Raw genomic sequence first — 23,588 nt, 5'->3', positions numbered from 1 at the left:
CGGCACCACGCGGAAGGGGCTCCCGTACATCGCGTACGGGAGCCCCTTCGACGTATCCGGCGAGGGTGTCAGCCGCCGAACTCCTGCAGGCCCTTCAGCGCCTGGTCAAGCAGCGCCTGGCGGCCCTCGAGCTCCTTCTGGAGCTTGTCGGCCTTGGCGTCGTTGCCCGCCGCGCGCGCCGCGTCGATCTGGTCGCGCAGCTTGTCGACGGCCGCCTGGAGCTGGCCGGTGAGCCCCGCGGCACGCGCGCGTGCCTCCGGGTTCGTCCGCCGCCACTCGGCTTCCTCGGACTCCTGGATGGCCCGCTCCACCGCGTGCATCCGGCCCTCGACCCTCGGCCGGGCGTCGCGCGGCACGTGGCCGATGGCCTCCCAGCGCTCGTTGATGGACCGGAAGGCCGCACGGGCCGCCTTCAGATCCGTCACCGGCAGAAGCTTCTCGGCCTCCTCGGCCAGCTCCTCCTTGAGCTTGAGGTTCTCCGACTGCTCGGCGTCCCGCTCGGCGAAGACCGAGCTGCGGGCCGCGAAGAAGACGTCCTGGGCGCCGCGGAAGCGGTTCCACAGGTCGTCCTCGTGCTCGCGCTGCGCGCGGCCCGCGGCCTTCCACTCCGTCATCAGGTCGCGGTAGCGAGCGGCCGTCGGACCCCAGTCCGTCGACCCGGACAGCGCCTCGGCCTCCGCGACCAGCTTCTCCTTGGTCTTGCGGGCCTCCTCGCGCTGCGCGTCGAGCGCCGCGAAGTGCGCCTTGCGCCGCTTGGAGAACGCCGAGCGCGCGTGCGAGAAGCGGTGCCACAGCTCGTCGTCGGACTTCCGGTCGAGCCTGGGCAGGCCCTTCCAGGTGTCCACCAGGGCCCGCAGCCGCTCACCGGCCGCCCGCCACTGCTCACTCTGCGCCAGCTCCTCGGCCTCGACGACCAGCGACTCCTTGGCGTGCCGGGCCTCGTCGGACTGCTTGGCCTTCTGCGCCTTGCGCTCCTCACGGCGCGCGTCGACCGCCTCGACGAGCTTGTCCAGCCGGGCCCGCAGCGCGTCCAGATCGCCGACCGCGTGGTGCGCGTCCACCTGCTCGCGCAGATGGTCGATCGCGATCTGGGCGTCCTTCGCGGACAGGTCGGTGGTCCTCACCCGACGCTCGAGGAGGCCGATCTCGACAACCAGGCCCTCGTACTTGCGCTTGAAATAGGCCAGGGCCTCGTCGGGCGAACCGGCCTGCCAGGAGCCGACGACCTGCTCGCCATCGGCCGTACGCACGTACACGGTCCCCGTCTCGTCGACGCGGCCCCACGGGTCGCTGCTCACAGCGCCTCCTCCACATGATGCTCGCGGCGGGCTCCACGGCCCCCGGGCATCGTCCACAGTTTCGTCACGGCCAACATAGGCGACCGGCGGGGCGGCTGTCCGCATCCCGCGCGACCGAAATTAGGCAGTCGGGCCTCAGGATTTGCTGACGGTCGCCTTGTTGATCACGACTGTTGCGTTCGGGGTGCCGTCGCCCTGGCCGGTGTTCTCGCCGGCCGCCGCGATCTTCTTCAGCACCTTCATTCCCGAATCGGAAATGGTCCCGAACGGTGTGTAGTCGGGCGGAAGCTGACTGTCCTGGTACACGAGGAAGAACTGGCTGCCGCCGGTGTCGCGGCCCTCCTTCGTCGAGGAGTTGTACTGGTTGGCCATCGCGACCGTGCCCGCCGGGTACACGTTGCCCTTCAGGCTTTTGTCCTTCAGGTTCTCGTCCGGGATCGTGTAGCCGGGGCCGCCCATGCCGGTGCCCTGCGGGTCGCCGCACTGGAGCACGTAGATGCCCATGGTGGTGAGCCGGTGGCACTTGGTGTGGTCCAAGTAGCCCTTGTTCAGCAGGAAGTTGAAGGAGTTCACCGTGTGCGGGGCCGCGGCGGCCTTCAGCGCGATGTCGATGTCGCCGCAGGTCGTGTGCAGCGTCATCGTGTACTTGGCCGACGTGTCGATGGTCATCGCCGGCTCCTTCTTGTAGCTCAGCGACTTCACCTTGCCCGCGGCGGCCTTCTCGCACGGGTCCGGGGCCTTGCTGGCGGCGGAGGCGCTCGGGGTCGCCTCGGCGGCCGCCGTGTCCTTCGAGTCGTCGTTCTTGAACACGCCGGTCGCGTACGAGACGACGCTGCCCACCAGGATCACGCCGAGCACCGATGCGATCACCGCGTTACGCGCGCGGGCCTTGCGCCGTGTGGACCTGCGTCGCTCCTGCTGCCGCAAGAACTTCTCCCGGGCGAGCTGCCGCCGCCGCTGTTCCTGGCTGACCACCGGTGTTCTCTCCTCGTGCGTCTCATACGTCGGGGTGGGACGCCTGCGTCCTGTGGGGCGCCTGCGTCGTGAGTCAATGGCCTTTCGTTGTGTCCCGTACCGTATATGGGTTCGCTGTGGAATCGGCAGCGCCGGTAGGCTCTGATCTGCTGCATCCCCCGCCGGAGAGTTCCGGACCATCCGCCGGAGCCGTACGGGAGGGTGCGGCGGCCCTCCCGCCGGACGAGATGAACGAAGGACGATCGTGCTCATTGCCGGGTTTCCCGCCGGAGCCTGGGGCACCAACTGCTACCTGGTCGCCCCCGCCGCAGGCGAGGAGTGCGTGATCATCGACCCGGGCCATCAGGCCACGCAGGGAGTCGAGGACGCACTGAAGAAGCATCGGCTCAAGCCCGTGGCGGTCATCCTCACCCATGGCCATATCGACCATGTCGCCTCGGTCGTCCCGGTCTGCGGAGCGCATGACGTACCGGCCTGGATCCACCCCGGGGACCGGTACATGATGAGCGACCCGGGGAAGGCGCTCGGCCGTTCCATCGGGATGCCGCTCCTCGGCGAGCTGACCGTGGGGGAGCCCGACGACGTGCGGGAGCTGTCCGACGGCGCGGAGCTGACCCTGGCGGGCCTGGATTTCTCCGTCGCGCATGCGCCCGGCCATACCAAGGGGTCGGTGACCTTCCGGATGCCCGAGACCGCCGAGATCCCGTCGGTCTTCTTCTCGGGCGATCTGCTCTTCGCCGGCTCCATCGGACGCACCGACCTGCCCGGTGGCTCCATGGACGAGATGCTCGCGTCGCTGGCCCGTGTGTGCCTGCCGCTCGACGACTCGACCGTGGTGCTCTCCGGCCACGGCCCCCAGACCACCATCGGCCAGGAGCGCGCCACCAACCCGTATCTGCGGCAGGTGGCCGCCGGCCAGGGCGCCGCACCCGAGGCGGCACCCCGACGAGGAATGTGACGAGACTTTTTCTGTGAGCACCTTCAAGGCCCCCAAGGGCACGTACGACCTGATTCCGCCGGACAGCGCGACCTACCTCGCCGTGCGCGAGGCCATCGCGGCGCCCCTGAAGAACTCCGGCTACGGCTACATCGAGACGCCCGGCTTCGAGAACGTCGAGCTGTTCGCCCGCGGTGTCGGCGAGTCCACCGACATCGTGACCAAGGAGATGTACGCCTTCACGACCAAGGGCGGCGACGAGCTGGCGCTGCGCCCCGAGGGCACCGCGTCCGTGCTGCGCGCCGCGCTGGAGGCGAACCTGCACAAGGCGGGCAACCTCCCCGTCAAGCTCTGGTACTCCGGCTCGTACTACCGCTACGAGCGCCCGCAGAAGGGCCGCTACCGCCACTTCTCGCAGGTCGGCGCCGAGGCCATCGGAGCCGAGGACCCGGCGCTCGACGCGGAGCTGATCATCCTGGCCGACCAGGCGTACCGCTCGCTGGGTCTCAGCAACTTCCGCATCCTGCTGAACAGCCTCGGCGACAAGGAGTGCCGTCCCGTCTACCGGGCCGCGCTGCAGGAGTTCCTGCGCGGCCTCGACCTGGACGAGGACACCCGGCGCCGCATCGACATCAACCCGCTTCGGGTCCTCGACGACAAGCGCGACGAGGTGCAGAAGCAGCTCGTGGGCGCACCGCTCCTCGGTGACTACCTGTGCGACTCCTGCAAGGCGTACCACGCGGAGGTCCGCGAGCTGATCACGGCCGCGGGCGTCGCGTACGAGGACGACCCGAAGCTCGTGCGCGGCCTCGACTACTACACGCGCACCACCTTCGAGTTCGTGCACGACGGGCTCGGCTCGCAGTCCGCGGTGGGCGGCGGCGGGCGCTACGACGGCCTGTCCGAGATGATCGGCGGCCCCTCCCTGCCGTCGGTCGGCTGGGCGCTCGGCGTGGACCGCACCGTGCTGGCGCTGCAGGCGGAGGGCATCGAGCTCGACATCCCGGCCGGCACCAGCGTGTACGCGGTGCCGCTCGGCGAGGAGGCCAGGAGGGTCCTCTTCGGCGTGGTCACCGAGCTGCGCAAGGCCGGTGTCGCAGCCGACTTCGCGTACGGCGGCCGGGGCCTCAAGGGCGCGATGAAGTCGGCCAACCGGTCGGGCGCCCGGTACACGGTCGTCGCCGGTGAGCGCGACCTCGCCGAGGGCGTCGTCCAGCTCAAGGACATGGAGTCCGGGGAGCAGGACGCGGTCGCGCTCGACGCGATCGTCGAGAAGCTGACCTCGCGGCTCGCCTGACGCGCGACGGCGGTCGGGAGGCACGGCACTCCCGACCGCTCTGACCGGTCACTCGTGGGTCACGGGTCAGGGCTGGCCGGTAGGGGTCATGGCTCGAGCAACCCGTGCCGAAGTGCGCTGGTCACCGCCGCCGTGCGGTCGTCCACGCCGAGTTTGGCGAAGACGCGCAGCAGGTGCGTCTTCACGGTCGACTCGCCGATGTACAGGCGCCGGCCGATCTCCGCGTTGGTGCAGCCTTCCGCGACCAGACGCAGGACCGCCGTCTCGCGCTCCGACAGGCGCGGGCGCTCGGGCTTCGTGCGCAGCTGGTCGACCAGCCGGGCGGCGACCGACGGCGCCAGCACGGTCTCGCCGCGCGCCGCCGCGCGCACCGCGTCCGCCAGTTCCGCCCGCGCCAGGTCCTTGAGCAGATAGCCCGCGGCACCCGCCTCGACGGCTCTCAGGATGTCCCGGTCCGTCTCGTACGTCGTCAGTACGATCACCCGGCACGGCAGGCCCGCGGCGGCCATCCGTACGATCGCCTCCACGCCGTCGCCGCCGGGCATCCGCAGATCCATCAGGACGATGTCCGGCCGCACGTCGGCGGCCAGGGCCTCCGCCTGCGGCCCACTGGACGCCTCGGCCACGACGTCCAGGTCGGGCTCGGCGCTCAGCATGGCGCGCAGCCCTTCCCGTACGACGGGGTGGTCGTCGGCCAGCAGGATGCGGATCACGCGGATGTCCTCTCAAGTCCTTCGGGAACGGGAAGCCGGACGGTGACGGTGGTGCCCTCACCGGGGGCGCTGCGGACCTCGGCCGTGCCCCCGACTTCAGCGGCCCGGGCGCGCAGGCCGCGCAGCCCGTACCCCTGGTGAGGTACGCCGGCGTGGAAGCCGCGCCCCGTGTCGCACACCGTGACGGTGAGGGCGCCCGGCGCATAGCGGAGGCTGAGGTTCACGGCGGCCTCGAGCCCCGCGTGCTTGCGTACGTTGGCGAGGGCCTCTTGGCAGGAGCGCAGGGCCACGACCTCGATGCCCGGGGGCAGTGGCCCCGCGGTACCCGTGACCTCGACCGAAACGCCCGTTCCATGCCGGGTGGCCAGCCTGCGCACGGCGTCCGGCAGCGAACTCCCGTCCAGATCGGCGGGTGCTCCTCCGGCGACCAGGGCCCGCGCCTCCGCGAGGTTCTGCCGGGCTGTCTCCGCCATCAGCTCCAGGTGCCGGCGGGCCTGCGGTGCATCGCGTTCCAGTTCGGCGTCGACCGCCTGGATGAGCATGAGCAGGCTCGTGAATCCCTGCGCCAGGGTGTCGTGGATCTCGCGTGACATGCGCTCCCGCTCGGCCAGTGCCCCGCGTTCGGCGGACAGCCGGGCGACCTCCTCACGGCTGGCGTCCAACTCGGCGATGAGCGCGGCCCGTTCCGCGCTCTGCTCGATCACGCGGATGATCCAGGTGCCGAAGGCCGCGGAGAAGACCAGGGTGACCACCGCAAATACCGAGTTGAAGAAGACGTCGTGGGAATCGGGCCGCCACAGCACCGCCCACCCCACGACCGGCGCGATGTTGATCACGGCGACGGCCGTCAGCGCAGGGCGCATGCGCAGCGCCATGAAGCACTGCGGGACGAGAGCGAAGGTGATCAGCCGCGTCTCGCCGACCAGGATGCCGGGTGGCAGGAAGAGCAGGATCGTCCCGGCGACATAGGCGAGGCTCCGGCGTTCGTCCTCGCCCTCGCTCATGAGGATCGGGCGCCCCACCCCCACGTACCAGGGGATCAGCAGGACGAGCAGTCCGCCGGCGGCGGCGCGGACGGGCCACCCGGGGAAGTCCGTGCCGAGCACGAACACCAGGGTGGCCACCCACACGACCGCGAAGTAGGAGTCCCAGAGCCGGAAGGTGCGGTCCCAGACGTCGGAGTCGCGGGGGCCCGCCGGATCGGTCATCCGTCTCGCCGGTTCTTCCACCGGAAGGTCAGCAGACACAGCAGCAATCCTCCGACGCACCAGGCGCCGAGCACCAGCGCGATACGTCCGTACTCCCAACTCCCGGCCTGCTCCAGCACCTTGGCGGACTCGGGCAGGAACACACCCCGGAATCCCTGGCACATCCACTTCAGCGGGAAGAGTGCGCCGATGTTCAGCATCCAGTCGGGGAGGGTGTCGATAGAGATGTAGACCCCGGAGATGAACTGCAGCACCAGGAACGGCAGGACGACCACCGAGGAGGCGCTCCGGCCCGTCTTCGGGACGGAACTGATCGCGATGCCGAGCAGCGCGCAGCCGCTGAGGCCGAGGACGAAGATCCAGCCGAAGGTCAGCCACTTCCCGGCGCTCGACGGTAGATCGACGTCGAACAGCGTCGCGCCGACCAGCAGCAGCGCCGCCGTCTCCAGTAGGCCCGTGACCAGGACGAGCCACACCTTCCCGAGGAAGTACGAGGCCGGAGGCATCGGAGTGCCGCTCAGCCGGCGCAGCACCTTCTCGTCCCGCTCGATGGCGATCGAGATGCCGAGGGACTGGAAGCTGGTGGACATGACGCCCGCGGCGATCATCGCGGGCACGTACAGCTGCGAGGCGGAGATGCCCGCGCCCTCCACGTCGTCGCTGAAGATCGACGCGAACAGGCACAGGAAGACGATGGGGAACGCGAAGGTGAAGACCACCTGGTCGCGCTGGCGGAAGAACTGGCGCAGCTCCATCGCGCCCTGGTGGAGCCCCAGACCCCAGGCCCCGGGAAGCCGATGGGCGCCGCGGTTGTCGACGGAACGGGCTTCGGTCGCCGTGGCCGTGCTCATCGCCCGGTCTCCTCTCGGGTGGGCCGGCCCTGGTCGGGCTGGTCGGGCTGGTTCCTGGTGGGCTCGTCCTGGGTGAGCTGGCCGGTGAGCCGCAGATAGACGTCCTCCAGAGTGGGGCGGCTGACCCGGAGCCCGGGGATCTCGCCGTCGAAGCGGCGCATGAGCTCGGCGACGGTACGCGTCGGGGTCCCCGTGGTCTCGCTGCGCGGGGAACCGTCGGGCTCCGTCCAGGCGACGGTGGCCTCCGCCCCGTACTGCTCGCGCAGGGCCCCGGCCTCGCCCTCGGCGACGACCTTCCCGGCCGCGATCACCGCGAGCCGGTGCGCGAGCGCCTCGGCCTCCTCCAGGTAGTGCGTCGTGAGGACGATGGTGGTGCCCTCGTGGGCGAGCTGCCGGATGAGGTCCCAGAACTGGCGGCGGGCCGCCGGGTCGAAGCCTGTCGTCGGCTCGTCCAGGAGCAGCAGGTCGGGTCCGCCGATCACGCCGAGCGCCACATCCAGCCGGCGCCGCTGGCCGCCCGAGAGGGCCTTGATCCGGCTGCGGGCCTTCGCCTCCAGACCGACGAGGGCGATGACCTCGTCCGGGTCGCGCGGCTTCGGGTAGTACCGGGCGAAGTGCCGCACCGTCTCGCGGACCGTCAGCTCGGCCGGCGCCGATTCGTCCTGCCAGACGATGCCGACGCGGGAGCGCCACGCGCGCGTGGCGGATCCGGGGTCGGCGCCGAGTACGGAGACCTCGCCCCCGTCCCGGGTCCGGTTGCCCTGAAGGATCTCGACCGTGGTGCTCTTGCCCGCGCCATTGGGTCCGAGGATGCCGAAGACCTCCCCGTGGCGGATGGTGAGATCGATGCCGTCGACCGCGGTCACGTCGCCGTACTGCTTGCGCAGCCCCCGTACGTGCACCGCGATTTCGTTCGCGTGTGCAGTCATGCCGACGAGCGTCCCCCCGAACCGAACGTTCCGGGCCCCTCGGTCGTTCTCGATTGTGTCCATCGAACGGTGGATACACACGCGCGTGCGGCACAATGACGGTGCCCGCAGGCCCCCACTCGACCGACGGAACGGCGTGATGAGCAAGACGATGACAGCAAGGGACGGCGTCTCCTCCTCCGATTCCGCCGGCCAGAACCGGCCCGAGGGCCCGCGGACGGTCGGCGGGAGCCGCGCGTTCGCGCTGCTGCTGGTGATCACGGGCGCGGCGGGGCTCCTCGCGGCCTGGGTCATCACCATCGACAAGTTCAAGCTGCTCGAGGCCAAGGTCGAGGGGAAGACCTTCACGCCGGGCTGCAGCCTGAACCCAGTCGTCTCCTGCGGCAGCGTGATGGAGAGCAAGCAGGCCGCGGCCTTCGGGTTCCCCAACCCGATGCTGGGCCTCGTCGCGTACGGCATCGTGATCTGCGTCGGCATGAGCCTGCTGGGCCGGGCCCGCTTCCCGCGCTGGTACTGGCTCACGTTCAACGCCGGGACGCTCTTCGGCGTCGGCTTCTGCACCTGGCTGCAGTACCAGTCGCTGTACAACATCAACGCGCTCTGCCTGTGGTGCTCCCTCGCCTGGGTCGCCACGATCGTCATGTTCTGGTACGTGACGTCGTTCAACATCCGCAACGGCCTGCTGCCCGCACCGGGCTGGCTGCGCGGCTTCTTCGACGAGTTCACCTGGGTCGTGCCGGTGCTGCACATCGGGATCATCGGGATGCTGATCCTGACCCGCTGGTGGGACTTCTGGACCAGCTGACCTGAGGGCCCGCGAACCCTCCGTGGCCTTGCGGCGCAAGGCCGCGGAGGGACTGTCAGTGGCGTGACATAGGGTTCACTGCGTGGAGCCCGACCTGTTCACCGCCGCCGCAGAAGCCCGCCAGGAGAAGGACCCGGCAAGCAGCCCCCTGGCCGTGCGGATGCGTCCGCGCACGCTCGACGAAGTCGTGGGGCAGCGGCATCTGCTGAAGCCCGGATCGCCCCTGCGCCGACTCGTCGGCGAGGGCGGCGGAGGCCCCGCCGGACCCTCCTCGGTGATCCTCTGGGGCCCGCCTGGCACGGGCAAGACGACCCTCGCGTATGTCGTCTCCAAGGCCACGAACAAGCGTTTCGTCGAGCTTTCCGCGATCACCGCGGGAGTGAAGGAAGTGCGCGCGGTCATCGACGGCGCCCGTCGCGCCACGGGCGGTTTCGGCAAGGAGACCGTCCTCTTCCTCGACGAGATCCACCGCTTCAGCAAGGCCCAGCAGGACTCGCTGCTGCCCGCCGTGGAGAACCGCTGGGTGACCCTGATCGCGGCCACCACCGAGAACCCGTACTTCTCGGTGATCTCACCCCTGCTGTCCCGCTCCCTGCTCCTCACGCTCGAACCGCTCACGGACGACGACATCCGGGGCCTGCTACGCCGCGCGCTGGCCGACGAGCGTGGGCTCGGCGAAGCCGTGAGCCTGCCCGAGGACTCCGAGGCCCATCTGCTGCGCATCGCCGGCGGTGACGCGCGGCGTGCCCTCACCGCCCTGGAGGCGGGCGCCGGGTCAGCCCTCGCCAAGGGCGAGCAGGAGATCACGCTCCAGACCCTCGAGGACTCGGTCGACCGCGCGGCGGTGAGGTACGACCGCGACGGCGACCAGCACTACGACGTGGCGAGCGCCCTGATCAAGTCCATCCGCGGCTCCGACGTCGATGCGGCGCTGCACTACCTGGCGCGGATGATCGAGGCGGGGGAGGACCCCCGGTTCATCGCCCGTCGGCTGATGATCTCCGCCAGCGAGGACATCGGCCTCGCCGACCCGACCGCCCTGCCGACGGCGGTCGCCGCCGCCCAGGCGGTCGCCATGATCGGCTTCCCGGAGGCCGCGCTGACGCTGAGCCACGCGACCATCGCGCTCGCCCTCGCCCCCAAGTCGAACGCGGCGACCCTGGCGATAGGCGCGGCCATGGAAGACGTACGCAAGGGCCTCGCAGGGCCAGTCCCGCCGCACCTGCGCGACGGCCACTACAAGGGCGCGGCCAAGCTCGGCCACGCACAGGGCTATGTGTACCCGCACGACGTGCCGGGCGGCATCGCCCACCAGCAGTACGCCCCGGATGCCATCGACGGCAGGCAGTACTACAGGCCCACGCGGTACGGCGCGGAGGCGCGGTACGCGGACGTGGTCGAGCGGGTCCGCGAGCGCCTCAGGGGCGACCAGCAAAGCGCGGCACCCGGAGCGGGCAAAGAGGTGGGGGCAGCGGACGGCTGAGCGGTACGGCCGCGGTCCGCAGCACTCCCGGTGACCTAGTAGACTTCGCAGAAGCGCTGCGTCCCGTGTCCGGTTTCGGCTGGCACCACCAGAGCGGGACAGGCAGCCGGAGCCCCCAATGCCCTCGGGCGGGGATCTCCAGGAGCGTCGCGCACCGTCGAACGGTGTCGCGGGCAGCCCACCACCCCGGTAAAACGGCGGTCGGTGGGCCACTCGCGTGCTGCACGTATGTGCCCAGACCAGGGAGCGGCTGCCCGCCGAGTCCACCGGGATCACCACGATTCCCGGCAGGCCCCGACGGGTTTCCCCGGCTGCGGATGCGACCTCCCCTAACCCTGGTGAAGCCGATTTCACATAGATAGAGAGGTTTGGTTCGTGGCGAACCAGTCCCGCCCCAAGGTCAAGAAGTCGCGTGCACTCGGTATCGCGCTGACCCCGAAGGCCGTCAAGTACTTCGAGGCCCGCCCCTACCCGCCGGGTGAGCACGGCCGTGGCCGCAAGCAGAACTCGGACTACAAGGTCCGTCTGCTCGAGAAGCAGCGTCTGCGTGCGCAGTACGACGTTTCCGAGCGTCAGCTGGTCCGCGCCTACGAGCGTGCCAGCAAGGTCCAGGGCAAGACCGGTGAGGCCCTGATCATCGAGCTCGAGCGCCGTCTCGACGCCCTGGTGCTCCGCTCCGGCATCGCCCGCACCATCTACCAGGCCCGTCAGATGGTCGTCCACGGCCACATCGAGGTCAACGGCAAGAAGGTCGACAAGCCGTCCTTCCGCGTCCGCCCCGACGACGTCGTGATGGTCCGCGAGCGCTCCCGCGAGAAGCACCCCTTCCAGGTCGCCCGTGAGGGTGGCTACGCCCTCGACGGCGAGACCCCGCGCTACCTGCAGGTCAACCTGAAGGCTCTGGCGTTCCGCCTGGACCGGGACCCGAACCGCAAGGAGATCCCGGTGATCTGCGACGAGCAGCTCGTCGTCGAGTACTACGCCCGCTGATCAGCCCCGCCTGATCCGGTCGTAGACACCGCGATTCAGCCCGCCGCCTCTCCGCCCTGCTGGGTGGGGGAAGCGGCGGGCTTTCGCATGTCCGGGGCGTCACCGGAGGCGTCTTCGTCCGGCATCGGCTCACGCTGCTGTGGCAGCAGCCCGCGCAGGTCCGTGCGCTGCCCGCTCAGTACACGGGCCACCGCGGCATCCGCACCGAGCCGCGCCCCGGCGCCGAGGCACGCCTCGTACCGATCGGCACCGAGCTCCTCACGCACCAGCTCCTCGCACAGCTGGTGCGGCGCGTTGAAGTGGCTCGAGCCGAACAGCGGCAGCCCGACCGAAGGCCACATCCGGCCCGCAACCCCCTGCAGCACGGCGGCCTCGGCGGGATCCCCCTCCGCCACCGTGACCAGGGCGAGCAACTCGATCGTCAGCACCGTGCCCAGCAGATCCTGGAAGCCGTAGTGGATGGCGAGCGACTGTTCGAGCAGTTCCCGCGCCCGGTCCGGGCGCCCGTCCGCCCAGGCCGCGTACGCCAGTACGAACAGCGCATACGCCCGGGCCCAGCGTTCGCCATGGTCCTCGCACACCAGCCGCACGTCCTCGCACAGCTCGACGGCGGCCGGCAGATTCCCCTGGAAGGCCATCGCCATCGCCAGCTCGACCTGGCACATCAGCACATAGCTGTTGAGCTCGCCGATCTCGTGGTACCGGTCGAGGGCCTCGCGCAGCAGCTGCTCCGCGCGCGGCATGTCGTCCGTTACCAGCGCCAGGCAGCCGGTCCGGTGTATCGCACAGGCGGCAGCCGTCGCATGACCGCTGTACTCCGCCCCTTCCCGGCACTCGTGCAGCGCGGCCAGGGCGGGTGCCATGTCGCCCTGCAGGATCGCCACATAGGCGAGCACCCACAGGGCCTTCAGCCTCGACTCCGGGTGGCCGGCGCCCAGCTCGAGGCTCCGCTCCAGCCAGTGCCGGCCCTCGGCCAGCCGTCCGCAGCCCACCCAGCAGAACCACAGAGTGCCCGCCAGATACTGGCCGACATGCGCCCCGTCCGGCTCCGACAGGCAGTGGTCCAGCGCGATCCGCAGATTCGGCAGGTCCGCCTCGATGCGCGCCGCGACCTCCGGCTGCCGTGGTGAGAACCAGTCCAGCTCGCACCAGGTGGCCAGCCCCATGTACCAGTCGCGGTGACGGCGCCGAAGCCTGTCGGCGTCGCCCATCGCCTCCAGCCAGTCGGCGCCGTATGCCCTGACGGTGTCCAGCATCCGGTAGCGCACTCCGGCCGGTGTCTCCTCGCGGGCCACCAGGGACTGTGCGAGCAGCCTGCCCAGCACGTCGAGCACCGCGTCGTCGGACAGCCCGTGGCCACCGCAGACGTATTCGGCCGCCTCGAGATCGAAATGCCCGGAGAACACGGAGAGCCGCGCCCACAGCAGCCGCTCGTCCGGCGTGCACAGCTCATGGCTCCAGCCGATGGCGGTACGCATGGTCTGATGGCGCGGCAGAGCACCGCTCCCGCCACCGGTCAGCAGCCCGAACCGGTCGTCGAGGCGGGACAGCAACTGCGCCGGGGACAGGGCCCGCAGCCTGCCCACGGCCAGCTCGACGGCGAGTGGAATCCCGTCCAGGCGCCGGCACACTTCCAGGACGTCGGGGAGGCTGCCGGCGTCCAGCGCGAAATCCGGCAGCACGGTCGCAGCACGGTCCGCGAACAGCTCGGCGGCCTCGTCGTCCGCCATCGGGCACAGAGGAAACAGCCGTTCGCCCTCGACGCCCAGCGGCCTGCGTCCCGCGGCCAGCACCCGCAGTCCGGGCGCCCGGCCCAGCAGGTCCCGCACCAGAGACCCGCTCGCGTCGACGAGGTGCTCGAACCCGTCCAGTACGAGCAGGAGTTGGCGCTCCGCGAGATGGTCGAGGAGCACCTGGCGGGGTGGCCGGGACGTGTGGTCCGTCAGCTCCAGCGCCTCCGCGACCGCGTACTCGACGAGCTCGGCCTCCTGCAGCGAGGCCAGCTCCACCATCCAGACGCCGTCGCGCGGCTCGGCAAGCGCCGCGGCCCGCGCCGCCAGTCGGGACTTGCCGACTCCGCCCACCCCCGTCACGGTGACCAGCCGATCCGCCTCCAGCGCGCCCGTCAGCTCCTCGAGTTCGGCCGCGCGGCCCACGAACGTGCTGAGTTCGATGGCGAGATTGCCGGGTTTGGATGATCTTGGGCCGGAGTCGCCCGGACCGGGGCCGAAGCGCTCTAAGTGCCGCATGCGGACGCAGCGTACTCAGGCATGCGCGGTCCGTACAATCGCTTCACACAACTCCCGCCGGTCCTTCCGGACCCGGGGCGGCCGTGCCTTGGGCGGTAATGCGGTACGGAGCGGCACCACCGGCGCGATAGGCTCGGGGGACGACTTTTGGATGTTCACGCACGACGATCAGAGAGCGGTGCACAGTGTCCGGTGGAGAGGTTGCCGGGATCCTGGTGGCCGTCTTCTGGGCGATCCTGGTCTCCTTCCTCGCCGTGGCGCTGGCGAGGCTGGCCCAGACGCTCAGAGCGACCACCAAGCTCGTGGCGGATGTGACCGAGCAGGCCGTCCCGCTGCTGGCCGACGCCTCCGCGGCGGTGCACTCCGCACAGACCCAGATCGACCGGGTCGACGCCATCGCGTCGGACGTCCAGGAAGTCACGTCGAACGCGTCGGCGCTCTCCACCACCGTCGCGTCCACCTTCGGCGGCCCCCTGGTCAAGGTCGCGGCGTTCGGCTACGGCGTGCGCCGGGCCATCGGCCGCAGGACCGGCCCCGCCGAAACGCAGGTGACCCCCGGGCGCGCGCGGCGTACCGTGATCGTGGGCCGCACCCTCCCGTCCGCGCGACGGGGAAAGCGGAAGAAGGACTGACGCAGCGATGTTCCGCCGTACGTTCTGGTTCACCGCGGGCGCAGCCGCCGGTGTGTGGGCCACCACCAAGGTCAACCGCAAGCTGAGGCAGCTGACCCCCGAGAGCCTCGCGGCGCAGGCCGCGAACAAGGCGATCGAGGCGGGCCACCGGCTCAAGGACTTCGCCCTCGATGTCCGCGACGGAATGGCCCAGCGGGAAGCCGAACTCGACGAGGCGCTCGGGCTGAACGCCGAGACCGACTCCGGACTACCCTCCCCCAAGCTCTCGGCTTCGCTCGAGCAGGGGGTACCCCCATCCAGGCGCATCGCCGCCATCGAAAACCGCAACAACCCGAAGTACACCGACAGGACGGCGTACTCGTACAACCGGAATGAGGACCACTGATGGAGTCGGCTGAAATCCGCCGCCGCTGGTTGCGCTTCTTCGAAGAGCGCGGGCACACCGTCGTGCCGTCGGCGTCGCTGATCGCGGACGACCCGACCCTGCTGCTCGTCAACGCGGGCATGGTCCCCTTCAAGCCGTACTTCCTCGGTGAGGTCGCCCCGCCCGCCCCGCGCGCCACCAGCGTGCAGAAGTGCGTGCGCACGCCGGACATCGAAGAGGTCGGCAAGACCACCCGGCACGGCACGTTCTTCCAGATGTGCGGCAACTTCTCCTTCGGCGACTACTTCAAGGAAGGCGCCATCAAGTACGCCTGGGAGCTGCTCACCACGCCCCAGGACCAGGGCGGCTACGGCCTCGAGCCGGAGAAGCTCTGGATCACCGTCTACCTTGAGGACGACGAGGCCGAGCGCATCTGGCGCGACGTCGTCGGGGTTCCGGCCGAGCGCATCCAGCGCCTGGGCAAGAAGGACAACTACTGGTCCATGGGCGTCCCGGGCCCGTGCGGACCGTGCTCCGAGATCAACTACGACCGCGGCCCCGAGTTCGGCGTCGAGGGCGGCCCCGCCGTCAACGACGAGCGGTATGTGGAGATCTGGAACCTGGTCTTCATGCAGTACGAGCGCGGCGAGGGCACCTCCAAGGAGGACTTCGAGATCCTCGGCGACCTGCCGAGCAAGAACATCGACACCGGTCTCGGCATGGAACGCCTCGCCATGATCCTGCAGGGCGTGCAGAACATGTACGAGATCGACACCTCCCGTGTCGTGATCGACAAGGCCACCGAGCTCACCGGCGTCCGCTACGGCGAGGCCCACAGCAGCGACGTGTCGCTGCGCGTCGTCACCGACCACATCCGTACGTCGGTCATGCTCATCGGCGACGGCGTCACGCCCGGCAACGAGGGCCGCGGCTACGTCCTGCGCCGCATCATGCGCCGTGCCATCCGCAACATGCGCCTGCTCGGCGCCACCGGGCCGGTCGTCGGCGACCTCATCGACGTCGTCATCAACACGATGGGCCAGCAGTACCCGGAGCTCGTCCAGGACCGTAAGCGCATCGAGAGCGTCGCCCTCGCCGAGGAGGAGCGCTTCCTCAAGACACTCAAGGCCGGCACCAACGTCCTCGACACCGCCGTGACCGAGGCCAAGTCCGCCGGCTCCGCCGTGCTCGCCGGCGACAAGGCCTTCCTGCTCCACGACACCTGGGGCTTCCCGATCGACCTCACCCTCGAGATGGCCGCCGAGCAGGGCCTCTCCGTGGACGAGGACGGCTTCCGCCGCCTGATGAAGGAGCAGCGGGAGCGCGCCAAGGCCGACGCCCAGGCCAAGAAGACCGGCCACGCCGACCTCGGCGCCTACCGGGAGATCGCCGACGCCTCCGGCGAGACCGACTTCATCGGCTACTCGGACACCGAGGGCGAGTCCACCGTCGTCGGCATCCTCGTCGACGGCGTCTCCTCGCCCGCCGCCACCGAGGGCGACGAGGTCGAGATCGTCCTCGACCGCACCCCGTTCTACGCCGAGGGCGGCGGCCAGATCGGCGACACCGGCCGTATCAAGATCGACAACGGCGCCGTCATCGAGGTCCGCGACTGCCAGAAGCCGGTCCCCGGCGTGTACGTGCACAAGGGCGTCGTCCAGGTCGGCGAGGTGACCGTCGGCGCCTCCGCCCAGGCCATCATCGACGTTCGCCGCCGCAAGGCCATCGCCCGCGCCCACTCCGCCACGCACCTCACCCACCAGGCGCTGCGCGACGCCCTCGGCCCGACGGCCGCCCAGGCCGGTTCCGAGAACCAGCCCGGCCGCTTCCGCTTCGACTTCGGCTCCCCGTCCGCCGTACCGACGGCCGTGATGACCGACGTCGAGCAGAAGATCAACGAGGTGCTCGCCCGCGACCTGGACGTCCGGGCCGACGTGATGAGCATCGACGACGCCAAGAAGCAGGGCGCCATCGCCGAGTTCGGCGAGAAGTACGGCGAGCGGGTGCGGGTCGTCACCATCGGCGACTTCTCCAAGGAGCTCTGCGGCGGTACGCACGTCCACAACACCGCCCAGCTGGGCCTGGTGAAGCTGCTCGGCGAATCGTCGATCGGCTCGGGCGTGCGCCGTATCGAGGCCCTCGTCGGCGTGGACGCCTACAACTTCCTGGCCCGCGAGCACACGGTCGTCGCCCAGCTCCAGGAGCTGGTCAAGGGCCGCGCCGAGGAGCTGCCGGAGAAGATCGCCGCCATGCTCGGCAAGCTGAAGGACGCCGAGAAGGAGATCGAGAAGTTCCGCGCGGAGAAGGTCCTCCAGGCCGCCGCCGGTCTCGCCCAGGGCGCCCAGGACGTACGCGGTGTGGCTCTCGTGACCGGCCAGGTCCCCGACGGCACCACCGCCGACGACCTGCGCAAGCTGGTCCTCGACGTACGCGGCCGCATCCCCGGTGACCGCCCGGCCGTCGTGGCCCTGTTCACCACGGTGAACGGCAAGCCGCTGACGGTCATCGCCACCAACGAGGCCGCCCGCGAGCGCGGCCTCAAGGCCGGCGAGCTGGTCCGTACGGCCGCCAAGACCCTCGGCGGCGGTGGCGGCGGCAAGCCGGACGTCGCCCAGGGCGGCGGTCAGAACCCGGCCGCCATCGGCGAGGCCGTCGCCGCCGTCGAACGCCTCGTCGCCGAGACGGCGTGACGACGGACATGCGCCGCGGCCGTCGTCTCGCGATCGACGTCGGGGACGCCCGCATCGGGGTCGCCTCGTGCGACCCCGACGGGATCCTCGCGACGCCGGTGGAGACCGTGCCGGGACGCGACGTCCCGGCCGCCCACCGGCGGCTGCGCCAACTCGTCGAGGAGTACGAGCCGATCGAGGTCGTCGTGGGCCTTCCGCGCTCCCTCCGCGGCGGCGAGGGCCCGGCCGCGGCCAAGATCCGGGCCTTCGCCCAGGAGTTGGCCCGCGGGATCACGCCCGTCCCGGTCAGACTCGTGGATGAGAGGATGACCACAGTGACCGCCAGTCAGGGACTGCGCGCCTCGGGTGTGACATCCAAAAAGGGTCGCTCTGTCATCGACCAGGCGGCGGCGGTCATCATCCTCCAGAACGCACTGGAGACCGAACGGGCGTCAGGTAAAGCTCCGGGCGAGGGCGTCGAAGTGGTCATCTGATCGCGATACGGTAACGTTCCGCGCGATGCGTCAGCGTTCGAACAGCTGCCGCACAGCAGAGAGGCGGGACCGGAGCCGTGCCACAAGCGCCGAGCAGCCGTCGCCTCGCGGCTCTAGGGGATCGATGACTGAGTATGGCCGGGGCCCAGGCTCCGAACCGTGGCATCCGGAGGACCCGTTGTACGGGGACGGCGGATGGGGAGGACAGCAGGCAGACGCCGGCCAGTCCCCTTACGGCGGCCAGCCGGGGCATTATCCGCAGCAGCCGCAGCAGCACCAGCAGTACGGCGACTGGGGCACCGGCCAGCAGCCTGGCTACGGCGGGCCTCAGCAGCAGTCCGCCGGCTATGACCCCCGGCAGCAGCAGGGTGGCTACGGCGCGCAGCACCCCGGTGGCTACGACGGACAGCAGTACGGCGGTGGCTGGGACACGGGTCAGCACGGCCAAGTCCCGTACGCGGATCCGACCGACCCGTACGGTGGTCAGGGCGGGGCCTACGGCGGTGAGCAGCAGGACTACTACCGCACGTCCGACGCCTACCCTCCGCCCGAGCCGCCTGCCCGCCGGCGCCCCGCGGCCGAACCCGAGACCGACTGGGACCCGGGCCCGGACCAAGGTGAGCACGCCTTCTTCGCGGGCGGCGACGATGACGACGACCGGGATGACGACGCGCCCGGCCGCAGGGGACGCGGCGACCGGCGCGGCCGCGGTGGCGGGACGAAGAAACGGCGCAGTGGCTGCGCGTGCCTGGTCGTGGTGCTGGTATTCGGCGGCGGCATCGGCGGTGTCGGTTATTTCGGCTACCAGTTCTACCAGGACCGTTTCGGCCCGGCTCCGGACTACGCGGGTAACGGGACCGGCGACAAGGTGACGATCGAGATCCCCAAGGGCGCCGGTGGTTACGAGATCGGTCAGGCGCTGAAGAGGGCGGGCGTCGTCAAGAGCGTGGACGCCTTTGTGGCGGCCCAGGCCGAGAATACGAACGGGAACACCATCCAGGCGGGCGTCTACACGCTCAACAGCAAGATGTCGGCGGCGGCCGCGGTCGAGCTCATGCTGAGCCCGAAGAGCCGTAACAACCTGATCATTCCCGAGGGCCAGCGGAATTCCTGGGTCTATGCGCAGATCGACGAACGGCTGGAGCTCAAGAAGGGCACCACGGCGAGCGTCGCCAAGAAGGAATGGAAGAGCCTGGGACTTCCGGACTGGGCGAACGACAACAAGGACATCAAGGATCCCCTCGAGGGCTTCCTCTATCCGTCCGCCTATCCGGTCGCCAAGGGCATGAAGCCCGAAGTCGTACTGAAGGGCATGGTCAAGCAGGCCACGGAGAAGTACGAGGAACTCGGCCTCAAGGAGAAGGCCGACGACCTGAACCTCGACAACCCGCTCCAGGTCCTCACGGTGGCGAGCCTCGTCCAGGCCGAAGGAAAGTACAAGCACGACTTCGAAAAGGTCGCGACCGTCGTCTACAACCGCCTGAAGCCGAACAACACCGAGACATGGGGCCTGCTCGACTTCGACTCGACCGTGAACTACCTGCGGGGGCAGTCCAAGCTGGCCACGGGTTCGGTCAACGAGCTGCGGAAGATCGACGATCCGTACAACACCTACAAGATCAAGGGCCTGCCGCCCGGACCGATCGACAATCCGGGTGAAGTGGCACTGAAGGCCGCACTCGATCCCGCCAAGGGAAACTGGTACTACTTCGTCTCGATCAGCGAGGACGAAACGCTGTTCGCCGAGACGAACGAAGAGCAGAACCGCAACCGCCAGAAATACCTCGAGCAACAGCAGAAGAACGGGCAATGAGCGTCACCGAGAAAAAGTGCCGAGCCGCGGTGCTCGGCTCTCCCATCGCCCACTCCCTCTCGCCGGTGCTGCACCGCGCGGCGTACGAGGCGCTTCACCTGGGCGACTGGACGTACGACCGGTTCGAGGTCGACGAGGCGGCGCTGCCCGGATTCCTCGAGAAGCTCGGGCCGGAGTGGGCCGGGCTCTCGCTGACCATGCCGCTCAAGCGCGCGGTGATCCCGCTGCTCGACGAGATCAGCGACACCGCGGCATCCATCGAGGCGGTCAACACGGTCGTGTTCACCGAGGGCGGCCGGCGCCTCGGGGACAACACCGACATCCCCGGCATGGTCGAGGCCCTGCGCGAGCGCGGCATTGATCGCGTGGAGTCCGCGGCCATCCTCGGCGCGGGCGCCACCGCGTCGTCCGCGCTGGCCGCGCTCTCGCGGATCTGCGAGGGCGAGGTCGTCGCCTACGTCCGCAGCGAGGCGCGTGCCGCCGAGATGAGGGAGTGGGGCGAGCGTCTGGACGTAGAGGTGCGCACCCGGGACTGGGCCGACGCGGCAGAGGCCCTGCGCGCCCCGCTGGTGATCGCCACGACCCCGGCGGGCACCACGGACGCTCTCGCCTCTGCCGTCCCCGAGCGGCCGGCCACGCTCTTCGACGTGCTGTACGAGCCGTGGCCCACCAACCTCGCGGCCCGCTGGTCGGCGTACGGCGGAGCGGTCGTCAGCGGGCTCGACCTGCTCGTGCACCAGGCGGTGCTCCAAGTCGAGCAGATGACCGGGCACGTGCCGGCGCCGGTCGACGTCATGAGGAAGGCCGGCGAAGAGGCGATGGCGGCCCGCTAGAGGACACGGCCCGGCGGCCGCCTCAGGCCGCCGGGCCGTCCGTCTGATGGACCGAGGGCCGGGTCCGCCGCCCGACGTGGGAGGATCGGGGTGGCGGGCCAGGGCCGCGCACCCGGTCGCGCCGTCGCAGAACGCAGTTCCAGGCGCGAGTATGAGGAGCACCGTTGAGCAGGTTGCGCTGGCTGACCGCGGGGGAGTCGCACGGACCCGCACTCGTCGCGACGCTGGAGGGACTTCCCGCCGGCGTGCCGATCACCACGGAGATGGTGGCGGACCACCTGGCCCGGCGGCGCCTCGGCTATGGACGCGGCGCGCGGATGAAGTTCGAGCGTGACGAGGTCACCTTCCTCGGCGGCGTCCGCCACGGCCTCACCCTCGGCTCCCCGGTCGCGATCATGGTCGGCAACACCGAGTGGCCCAAGTGGGAGCAGGTCATGTCGGCCGACCCGGTCGACCCGGCCGAGCTCGCCGAGCTGGCCCGCAACGCGCCCCTGACCCGGCCGCGGCCGGGCCACGCGGACCTCGCGGGCATGCAGAAGTACGACTTCGACGAGGCCCGTCCGATCCTGGAGCGCGCCTCCGCACGCGAGACGGCGGCCCGCGTCGCGCTGGGCGCGGTCGCCCGCTCGTACCTGAAGGAGACGGCCGGCATCGAGATCGTCTCGCACGTCGTGGAGCTGGCCGCGGCCAAGGCTCCGTACGGCGTGTACCCCAAGCCGTCGGACGTCGAGAAGCTGGACGCGGACCCGGTGCGCTGCCTGGACGCGGACGCGTCGAAGGCGATGGTCGCCGAGATCGACCAGGCCCACAAGGACGGCGACACCCTCGGTGGTGTCGTGGAGGTCCTGGCGTACGGGGTGCCGGTGGGCCTCGGCTCGCACGTGCACTGGGACCGCCGTCTCGACGCGCGGCTTGCCGCCGCGCTCATGGGCATCCAGGCCATCAAGGGCGTCGAGGTGGGCGACGGCTTCGACCTGGCGCGGGTGCCGGGCTCGAAGGCGCACGACGAGATCGTGGCCACCGAGGACGGCATCAGGCGCGCGTCGGGCCGTTCCGGCGGCACCGAGGGCGGTCTGTCCACGGGCGAGCTGCTGCGTGTCCGCGCCGCGATGAAGCCGATCGCGACCGTGCCGCGGGCGCTGGCCACCATCGACGTGGTCACCGGCGAGGCCACCAAGGCGCACCACCAGCGCTCGGACGTGTGTGCAGTCCCGGCGGCCGGCATCGTGGCCGAGGCCATGGTCGCGCTGGTCCTGGCGGACGCGGTGGCGGAGAAGTTCGGTGGCGACAGCGTGGGCGAGACCCGCCGCAACGTCACCTCGTACCTCGAGAACCTGAAGATCCGGTGAGCGCGGTGAACGGGCGGCCGGTCATCGTCCTGGTCGGTCCCATGGGTGTCGGCAAGTCCACGGTCGGCCAGTTGCTGGCCGAGCGGCTGGGCTGCGGCTACCGGGACACCGACGACGACATCGTTGCCGCCGAGGGCAGGTCGATCGCCGACATCTTCGTGGACGAGGGCGAGCCCCACTTCCGCGCGATCGAGAAGCGCGCGGTGCACGCCGCGATCGGCGGACACGACGGTGTGCTGGCGCTCGGCGGCGGCGCGATCCTCGACCCCGACACTCGCGGGCTGCTCGCGCCGCACCGCGTCGTGTACCTGTCGATGGACGTCGAGGAGGCCGTCAAGCGCACCGGCCTGAACACCGCGCGCCCGCTGCTGGCGGTCAACCCGCGCCGCCAGTGGCGCGAGCTGATGGAGGCACGCCGCCATCTGTACACCGAAGTCGCCGACGCCGTCGTGCCCACCGACGGCCGTACCCCCGAAGAGGTCGCCCAGGCGGTCCTCGACGCACTGGAGTTGAAAGAAGCATGACGGACCAGGCAGTGACGCGCATCCAGGTCGGCGGCACGGCGGGCACCGAACCGTACGAGGTGCTCGTCGGGCGGCAGTTGCTGGGTGAGCTCGGCGGGCTCGTCGGCACGAAGGCGCAGCGCGTCGCGGTCATCCACCCCGAAGCACTCAGCGAGACCGGCGATGCGCTCCGCGCCGACCTGGCCGAGCAGGGCTTCGAGGCCGTCGCCATCCAGGTGCCGAACGCCGAGGAGGCCAAGACCGCCGAGGTCGCCGCGTACTGCTGGAAGGCGCTCGGGCAGTCCGGGTTCACGCGTACCGACGTCATCGTCGGTGTGGGTGGCGGCGCCACCACGGACCTGGCCGGGTTCGTGGCCGCGACCTGGCTGCGTGGGGTGCGCTGGATCGCCGTACCGACGACCGTGCTCGGCATGGTCGACGCCGCGGTCGGAGGCAAGACCGGCATCAACACCGCCGAGGGCAAGAACCTCGTCGGCGCCTTCCACCCGCCCGCGGGCGTGCTGTGCGATCTGGCCGCGCTGGACTCGCTGCCGGTCAACGACTTCGTGTCGGGCCTCGCCGAGATCATCAAGGCCGGCTTCATCGCCGACCCGGTGATCCTCGACCTCATCGAGGAAGACCCGGGGGCAGCCCGCACCCCGGCAGGACCGCACACCGCCGAGCTCATCGAACGCTCCATCAAGGTCAAGGCCGAGGTGGTCTCCGGCGACCTCAAGGAGTCGGGCCTGCGGGAGATCCTCAACTACGGGCACACGCTGGCGCACGCCATCGAGAAGAACGAGCGCTACAAGTGGCGGCACGGCGCGGCCGTCTCCGTCGGCATGCACTTCGCCGCCGAACTCGGCCGTCTGGCGGGCCGGTTGGACGACGCCACCGCCGACCGGCACCGCACCATCCTGGAATCGGTGGGGCTGCCGCTCAGCTACCGCTACGACCAGTGGCCCAAGCTTCTCGAGACGATGAAGGTCGACAAGAAGTCCCGCGGGAACGTGCTGCGCTTCATCGTCCTCGACGGCCTCGCCAAGCCCACTGTCCTGGAGGGGCCCGACCCGGCCGTGCTGCTCGCCGCGTACGGCGAAGTCGCGGGCTGAGCAAGCGAGTTGTCCGTCCAGTGGCGTATGGGTAGTACGCCCGGGCACTCCGTGTCGTCCCCGGCCGTTCACACAACGGCGGCC

General features: G+C 70.3%; 21 protein-coding genes. 14 read left to right on the top strand and 7 right to left on the bottom strand.

Features of this window, described 5'->3' with window-relative positions:
- Positions 1–68: 68 nt before the first annotated feature.
- Positions 69–1,298 carry a DUF349 domain-containing protein gene (locus ABT009_RS05330; protein ID WP_351289786.1) on the bottom strand — a complete coding sequence of 410 codons (1,230 nt, stop codon included), beginning with the start codon at positions 1,296–1,298 and terminating at the stop codon, positions 69–71.
- Positions 1,299–1,433: 135 nt separating this feature from the next.
- Complete coding sequence (locus tag ABT009_RS05325) at positions 1,434–2,273, bottom strand: peptidylprolyl isomerase (protein ID WP_351289784.1); 840 nt, start codon at positions 2,271–2,273, stop codon at positions 1,434–1,436.
- 244 nt (positions 2,274–2,517) lie between these two features.
- Here ABT009_RS05325 and ABT009_RS05320 point away from each other — a divergent pair, with 244 nt between their 5' ends.
- Entirely contained in the window at positions 2,518–3,231 is a 714-nt protein-coding gene (locus tag ABT009_RS05320) for an MBL fold metallo-hydrolase (RefSeq protein ID WP_351289782.1), read from the top strand.
- A 13-nt stretch (positions 3,232–3,244) separates the two neighbouring features.
- On the top strand, positions 3,245–4,507 hold the full coding sequence (gene hisS, locus ABT009_RS05315; RefSeq protein WP_351289780.1) for a histidine--tRNA ligase: 1,263 nt from the start codon (positions 3,245–3,247) through the stop codon (positions 4,505–4,507).
- 86 nt (positions 4,508–4,593) lie between these two features.
- Here the strand turns inward: hisS and ABT009_RS05310 are convergent, their stop codons facing one another.
- The 4 genes from ABT009_RS05310 to ABT009_RS05295 are packed head-to-tail and all read right to left on the bottom strand — an operon-like array spanning position 4,594 to position 8,208.
- Entirely contained in the window at positions 4,594–5,220 is a 627-nt protein-coding gene (locus tag ABT009_RS05310) for a response regulator (protein WP_351289778.1), read from the bottom strand.
- Positions 5,217–6,428: a sensor histidine kinase gene (locus ABT009_RS05305; protein ID WP_351289776.1), complete on the bottom strand. Its 1,212-nt coding sequence runs from the start codon at positions 6,426–6,428 to the stop codon at positions 5,217–5,219. Before ABT009_RS05305 ends, ABT009_RS05310 begins: the two co-directional genes overlap by 4 nt.
- Complete coding sequence (locus ABT009_RS05300; protein ID WP_351289774.1) at positions 6,425–7,279, bottom strand: ABC transporter permease; 855 nt, start codon at positions 7,277–7,279, stop codon at positions 6,425–6,427. Before ABT009_RS05300 ends, ABT009_RS05305 begins: the two co-directional genes overlap by 4 nt.
- On the bottom strand, positions 7,276–8,208 hold the full coding sequence (locus tag ABT009_RS05295; RefSeq protein WP_351289772.1) for an ABC transporter ATP-binding protein: 933 nt from the start codon (positions 8,206–8,208) through the stop codon (positions 7,276–7,278). The genes ABT009_RS05300 and ABT009_RS05295 overlap by 4 nt, the downstream gene beginning before the upstream one ends.
- A gap of 139 nt (positions 8,209–8,347) precedes the next feature.
- Between ABT009_RS05295 and ABT009_RS05290 the strand changes: the two genes are divergently transcribed.
- From ABT009_RS05290 to rpsD, 3 genes are all read left to right on the top strand, one after another.
- Positions 8,348–9,013, top strand: a complete 666-nt coding sequence (locus ABT009_RS05290; protein WP_351289770.1) for a vitamin K epoxide reductase family protein — start codon at positions 8,348–8,350, stop codon at positions 9,011–9,013.
- An 82-nt stretch (positions 9,014–9,095) separates the two neighbouring features.
- Positions 9,096–10,496 (top strand): replication-associated recombination protein A, encoded by a 1,401-nt coding sequence (locus ABT009_RS05285; protein WP_351289768.1) that lies wholly within the window; start codon positions 9,096–9,098, stop codon positions 10,494–10,496.
- Between the two features lie 375 nt (positions 10,497–10,871).
- On the top strand, positions 10,872–11,486 hold the full coding sequence (gene rpsD, locus ABT009_RS05280) for a 30S ribosomal protein S4 (RefSeq protein WP_351289766.1): 615 nt from the start codon (positions 10,872–10,874) through the stop codon (positions 11,484–11,486).
- Between the two features lie 35 nt (positions 11,487–11,521).
- Here the strand turns inward: rpsD and ABT009_RS05275 are convergent, their stop codons facing one another.
- Positions 11,522–13,735, bottom strand: coding sequence for an ATP-binding protein (locus tag ABT009_RS05275; protein ID WP_351289764.1), 2,214 nt, complete (start codon positions 13,733–13,735; stop codon positions 11,522–11,524).
- Between the two features lie 185 nt (positions 13,736–13,920).
- Between ABT009_RS05275 and ABT009_RS05270 the strand changes: the two genes are divergently transcribed.
- From ABT009_RS05270 to aroB, 9 genes are all read left to right on the top strand, one after another.
- Positions 13,921–14,367: a DUF948 domain-containing protein gene (locus tag ABT009_RS05270; protein ID WP_351289762.1), complete on the top strand. Its 447-nt coding sequence runs from the start codon at positions 13,921–13,923 to the stop codon at positions 14,365–14,367.
- A gap of 7 nt (positions 14,368–14,374) precedes the next feature.
- Complete coding sequence (locus tag ABT009_RS05265) at positions 14,375–14,752, top strand: DUF6167 family protein (protein ID WP_351289760.1); 378 nt, start codon at positions 14,375–14,377, stop codon at positions 14,750–14,752.
- Positions 14,752–17,421: an alanine--tRNA ligase gene (gene alaS, locus ABT009_RS05260; protein WP_351289758.1), complete on the top strand. Its 2,670-nt coding sequence runs from the start codon at positions 14,752–14,754 to the stop codon at positions 17,419–17,421. Before ABT009_RS05265 ends, alaS begins: the two co-directional genes overlap by 1 nt.
- 8 nt (positions 17,422–17,429) lie before the next feature.
- A complete protein-coding gene (gene ruvX, locus ABT009_RS05255; RefSeq protein ID WP_351290420.1) occupies positions 17,430–17,894 on the top strand; it encodes a Holliday junction resolvase RuvX in 465 nt (154 codons plus the stop codon).
- A gap of 124 nt (positions 17,895–18,018) precedes the next feature.
- Positions 18,019–19,707 carry an endolytic transglycosylase MltG gene (gene mltG / locus ABT009_RS05250; RefSeq protein WP_351289756.1) on the top strand — a complete coding sequence of 563 codons (1,689 nt, stop codon included), beginning with the start codon at positions 18,019–18,021 and terminating at the stop codon, positions 19,705–19,707.
- Positions 19,704–20,540 carry a shikimate dehydrogenase gene (locus ABT009_RS05245; RefSeq protein WP_351289754.1) on the top strand — a complete coding sequence of 279 codons (837 nt, stop codon included), beginning with the start codon at positions 19,704–19,706 and terminating at the stop codon, positions 20,538–20,540. Before mltG ends, ABT009_RS05245 begins: the two co-directional genes overlap by 4 nt.
- A 164-nt stretch (positions 20,541–20,704) precedes the next feature.
- Positions 20,705–21,889, top strand: coding sequence for a chorismate synthase (gene aroC, locus ABT009_RS05240; RefSeq protein WP_351289752.1), 1,185 nt, complete (start codon positions 20,705–20,707; stop codon positions 21,887–21,889).
- Positions 21,890–21,930: 41 nt separating this feature from the next.
- A complete protein-coding gene (locus tag ABT009_RS05235) occupies positions 21,931–22,413 on the top strand; it encodes a shikimate kinase (RefSeq protein ID WP_502989826.1) in 483 nt (160 codons plus the stop codon).
- Positions 22,410–23,504, top strand: a complete 1,095-nt coding sequence (aroB, locus tag ABT009_RS05230; RefSeq protein WP_351289750.1) for a 3-dehydroquinate synthase — start codon at positions 22,410–22,412, stop codon at positions 23,502–23,504. The genes ABT009_RS05235 and aroB overlap by 4 nt, the downstream gene beginning before the upstream one ends.
- The last annotated feature ends 84 nt before the right edge of the window (positions 23,505–23,588 follow it).

It is taken from the genome of Streptomyces sp. NPDC002896 (assembly GCF_040295225.1).
Lineage (GTDB): Bacteria > Actinomycetota > Actinomycetes > Streptomycetales > Streptomycetaceae > Streptomyces.
Note: the sequence above shows the minus strand (reverse complement) of the source record. Positions and strands in the feature narration are given on the sequence as shown.

What these genes read in the sequence shown, in the direction of transcription:
- ABT009_RS05290 (WP_351289770.1), top strand. Translation starts at nt 8,348, where the DNA reads ATGAGCAAGACGATGACAGCAAGGGACGGCGTCTCCTCCTCCGATTCC.
- ABT009_RS05265 (WP_351289760.1), top strand. Translation starts at nt 14,375, where the DNA reads ATGTTCCGCCGTACGTTCTGGTTCACCGCGGGCGCAGCCGCCGGTGTG.
- ABT009_RS05295 (WP_351289772.1), bottom strand. Translation starts at nt 8,208, where the DNA reads ATGACTGCACACGCGAACGAAATCGCGGTGCACGTACGGGGGCTGCGC.
- alaS (WP_351289758.1), top strand. Translation starts at nt 14,752, where the DNA reads ATGGAGTCGGCTGAAATCCGCCGCCGCTGGTTGCGCTTCTTCGAAGAG.
- ABT009_RS05235 (WP_502989826.1), top strand. Translation starts at nt 21,931, where the DNA reads ATGGGTGTCGGCAAGTCCACGGTCGGCCAGTTGCTGGCCGAGCGGCTG.
- ABT009_RS05305 (WP_351289776.1), bottom strand. Translation starts at nt 6,428, where the DNA reads ATGACCGATCCGGCGGGCCCCCGCGACTCCGACGTCTGGGACCGCACC.
- ruvX (WP_351290420.1), top strand. Translation starts at nt 17,430, where the DNA reads ATGCGCCGCGGCCGTCGTCTCGCGATCGACGTCGGGGACGCCCGCATC.
- ABT009_RS05275 (WP_351289764.1), bottom strand. Translation starts at nt 13,735, where the DNA reads ATGCGGCACTTAGAGCGCTTCGGCCCCGGTCCGGGCGACTCCGGCCCA.
- ABT009_RS05300 (WP_351289774.1), bottom strand. Translation starts at nt 7,279, where the DNA reads ATGAGCACGGCCACGGCGACCGAAGCCCGTTCCGTCGACAACCGCGGC.
- mltG (WP_351289756.1), top strand. Translation starts at nt 18,019, where the DNA reads ATGACTGAGTATGGCCGGGGCCCAGGCTCCGAACCGTGGCATCCGGAG.
- ABT009_RS05245 (WP_351289754.1), top strand. Translation starts at nt 19,704, where the DNA reads ATGAGCGTCACCGAGAAAAAGTGCCGAGCCGCGGTGCTCGGCTCTCCC.
- aroB (WP_351289750.1), top strand. Translation starts at nt 22,410, where the DNA reads ATGACGGACCAGGCAGTGACGCGCATCCAGGTCGGCGGCACGGCGGGC.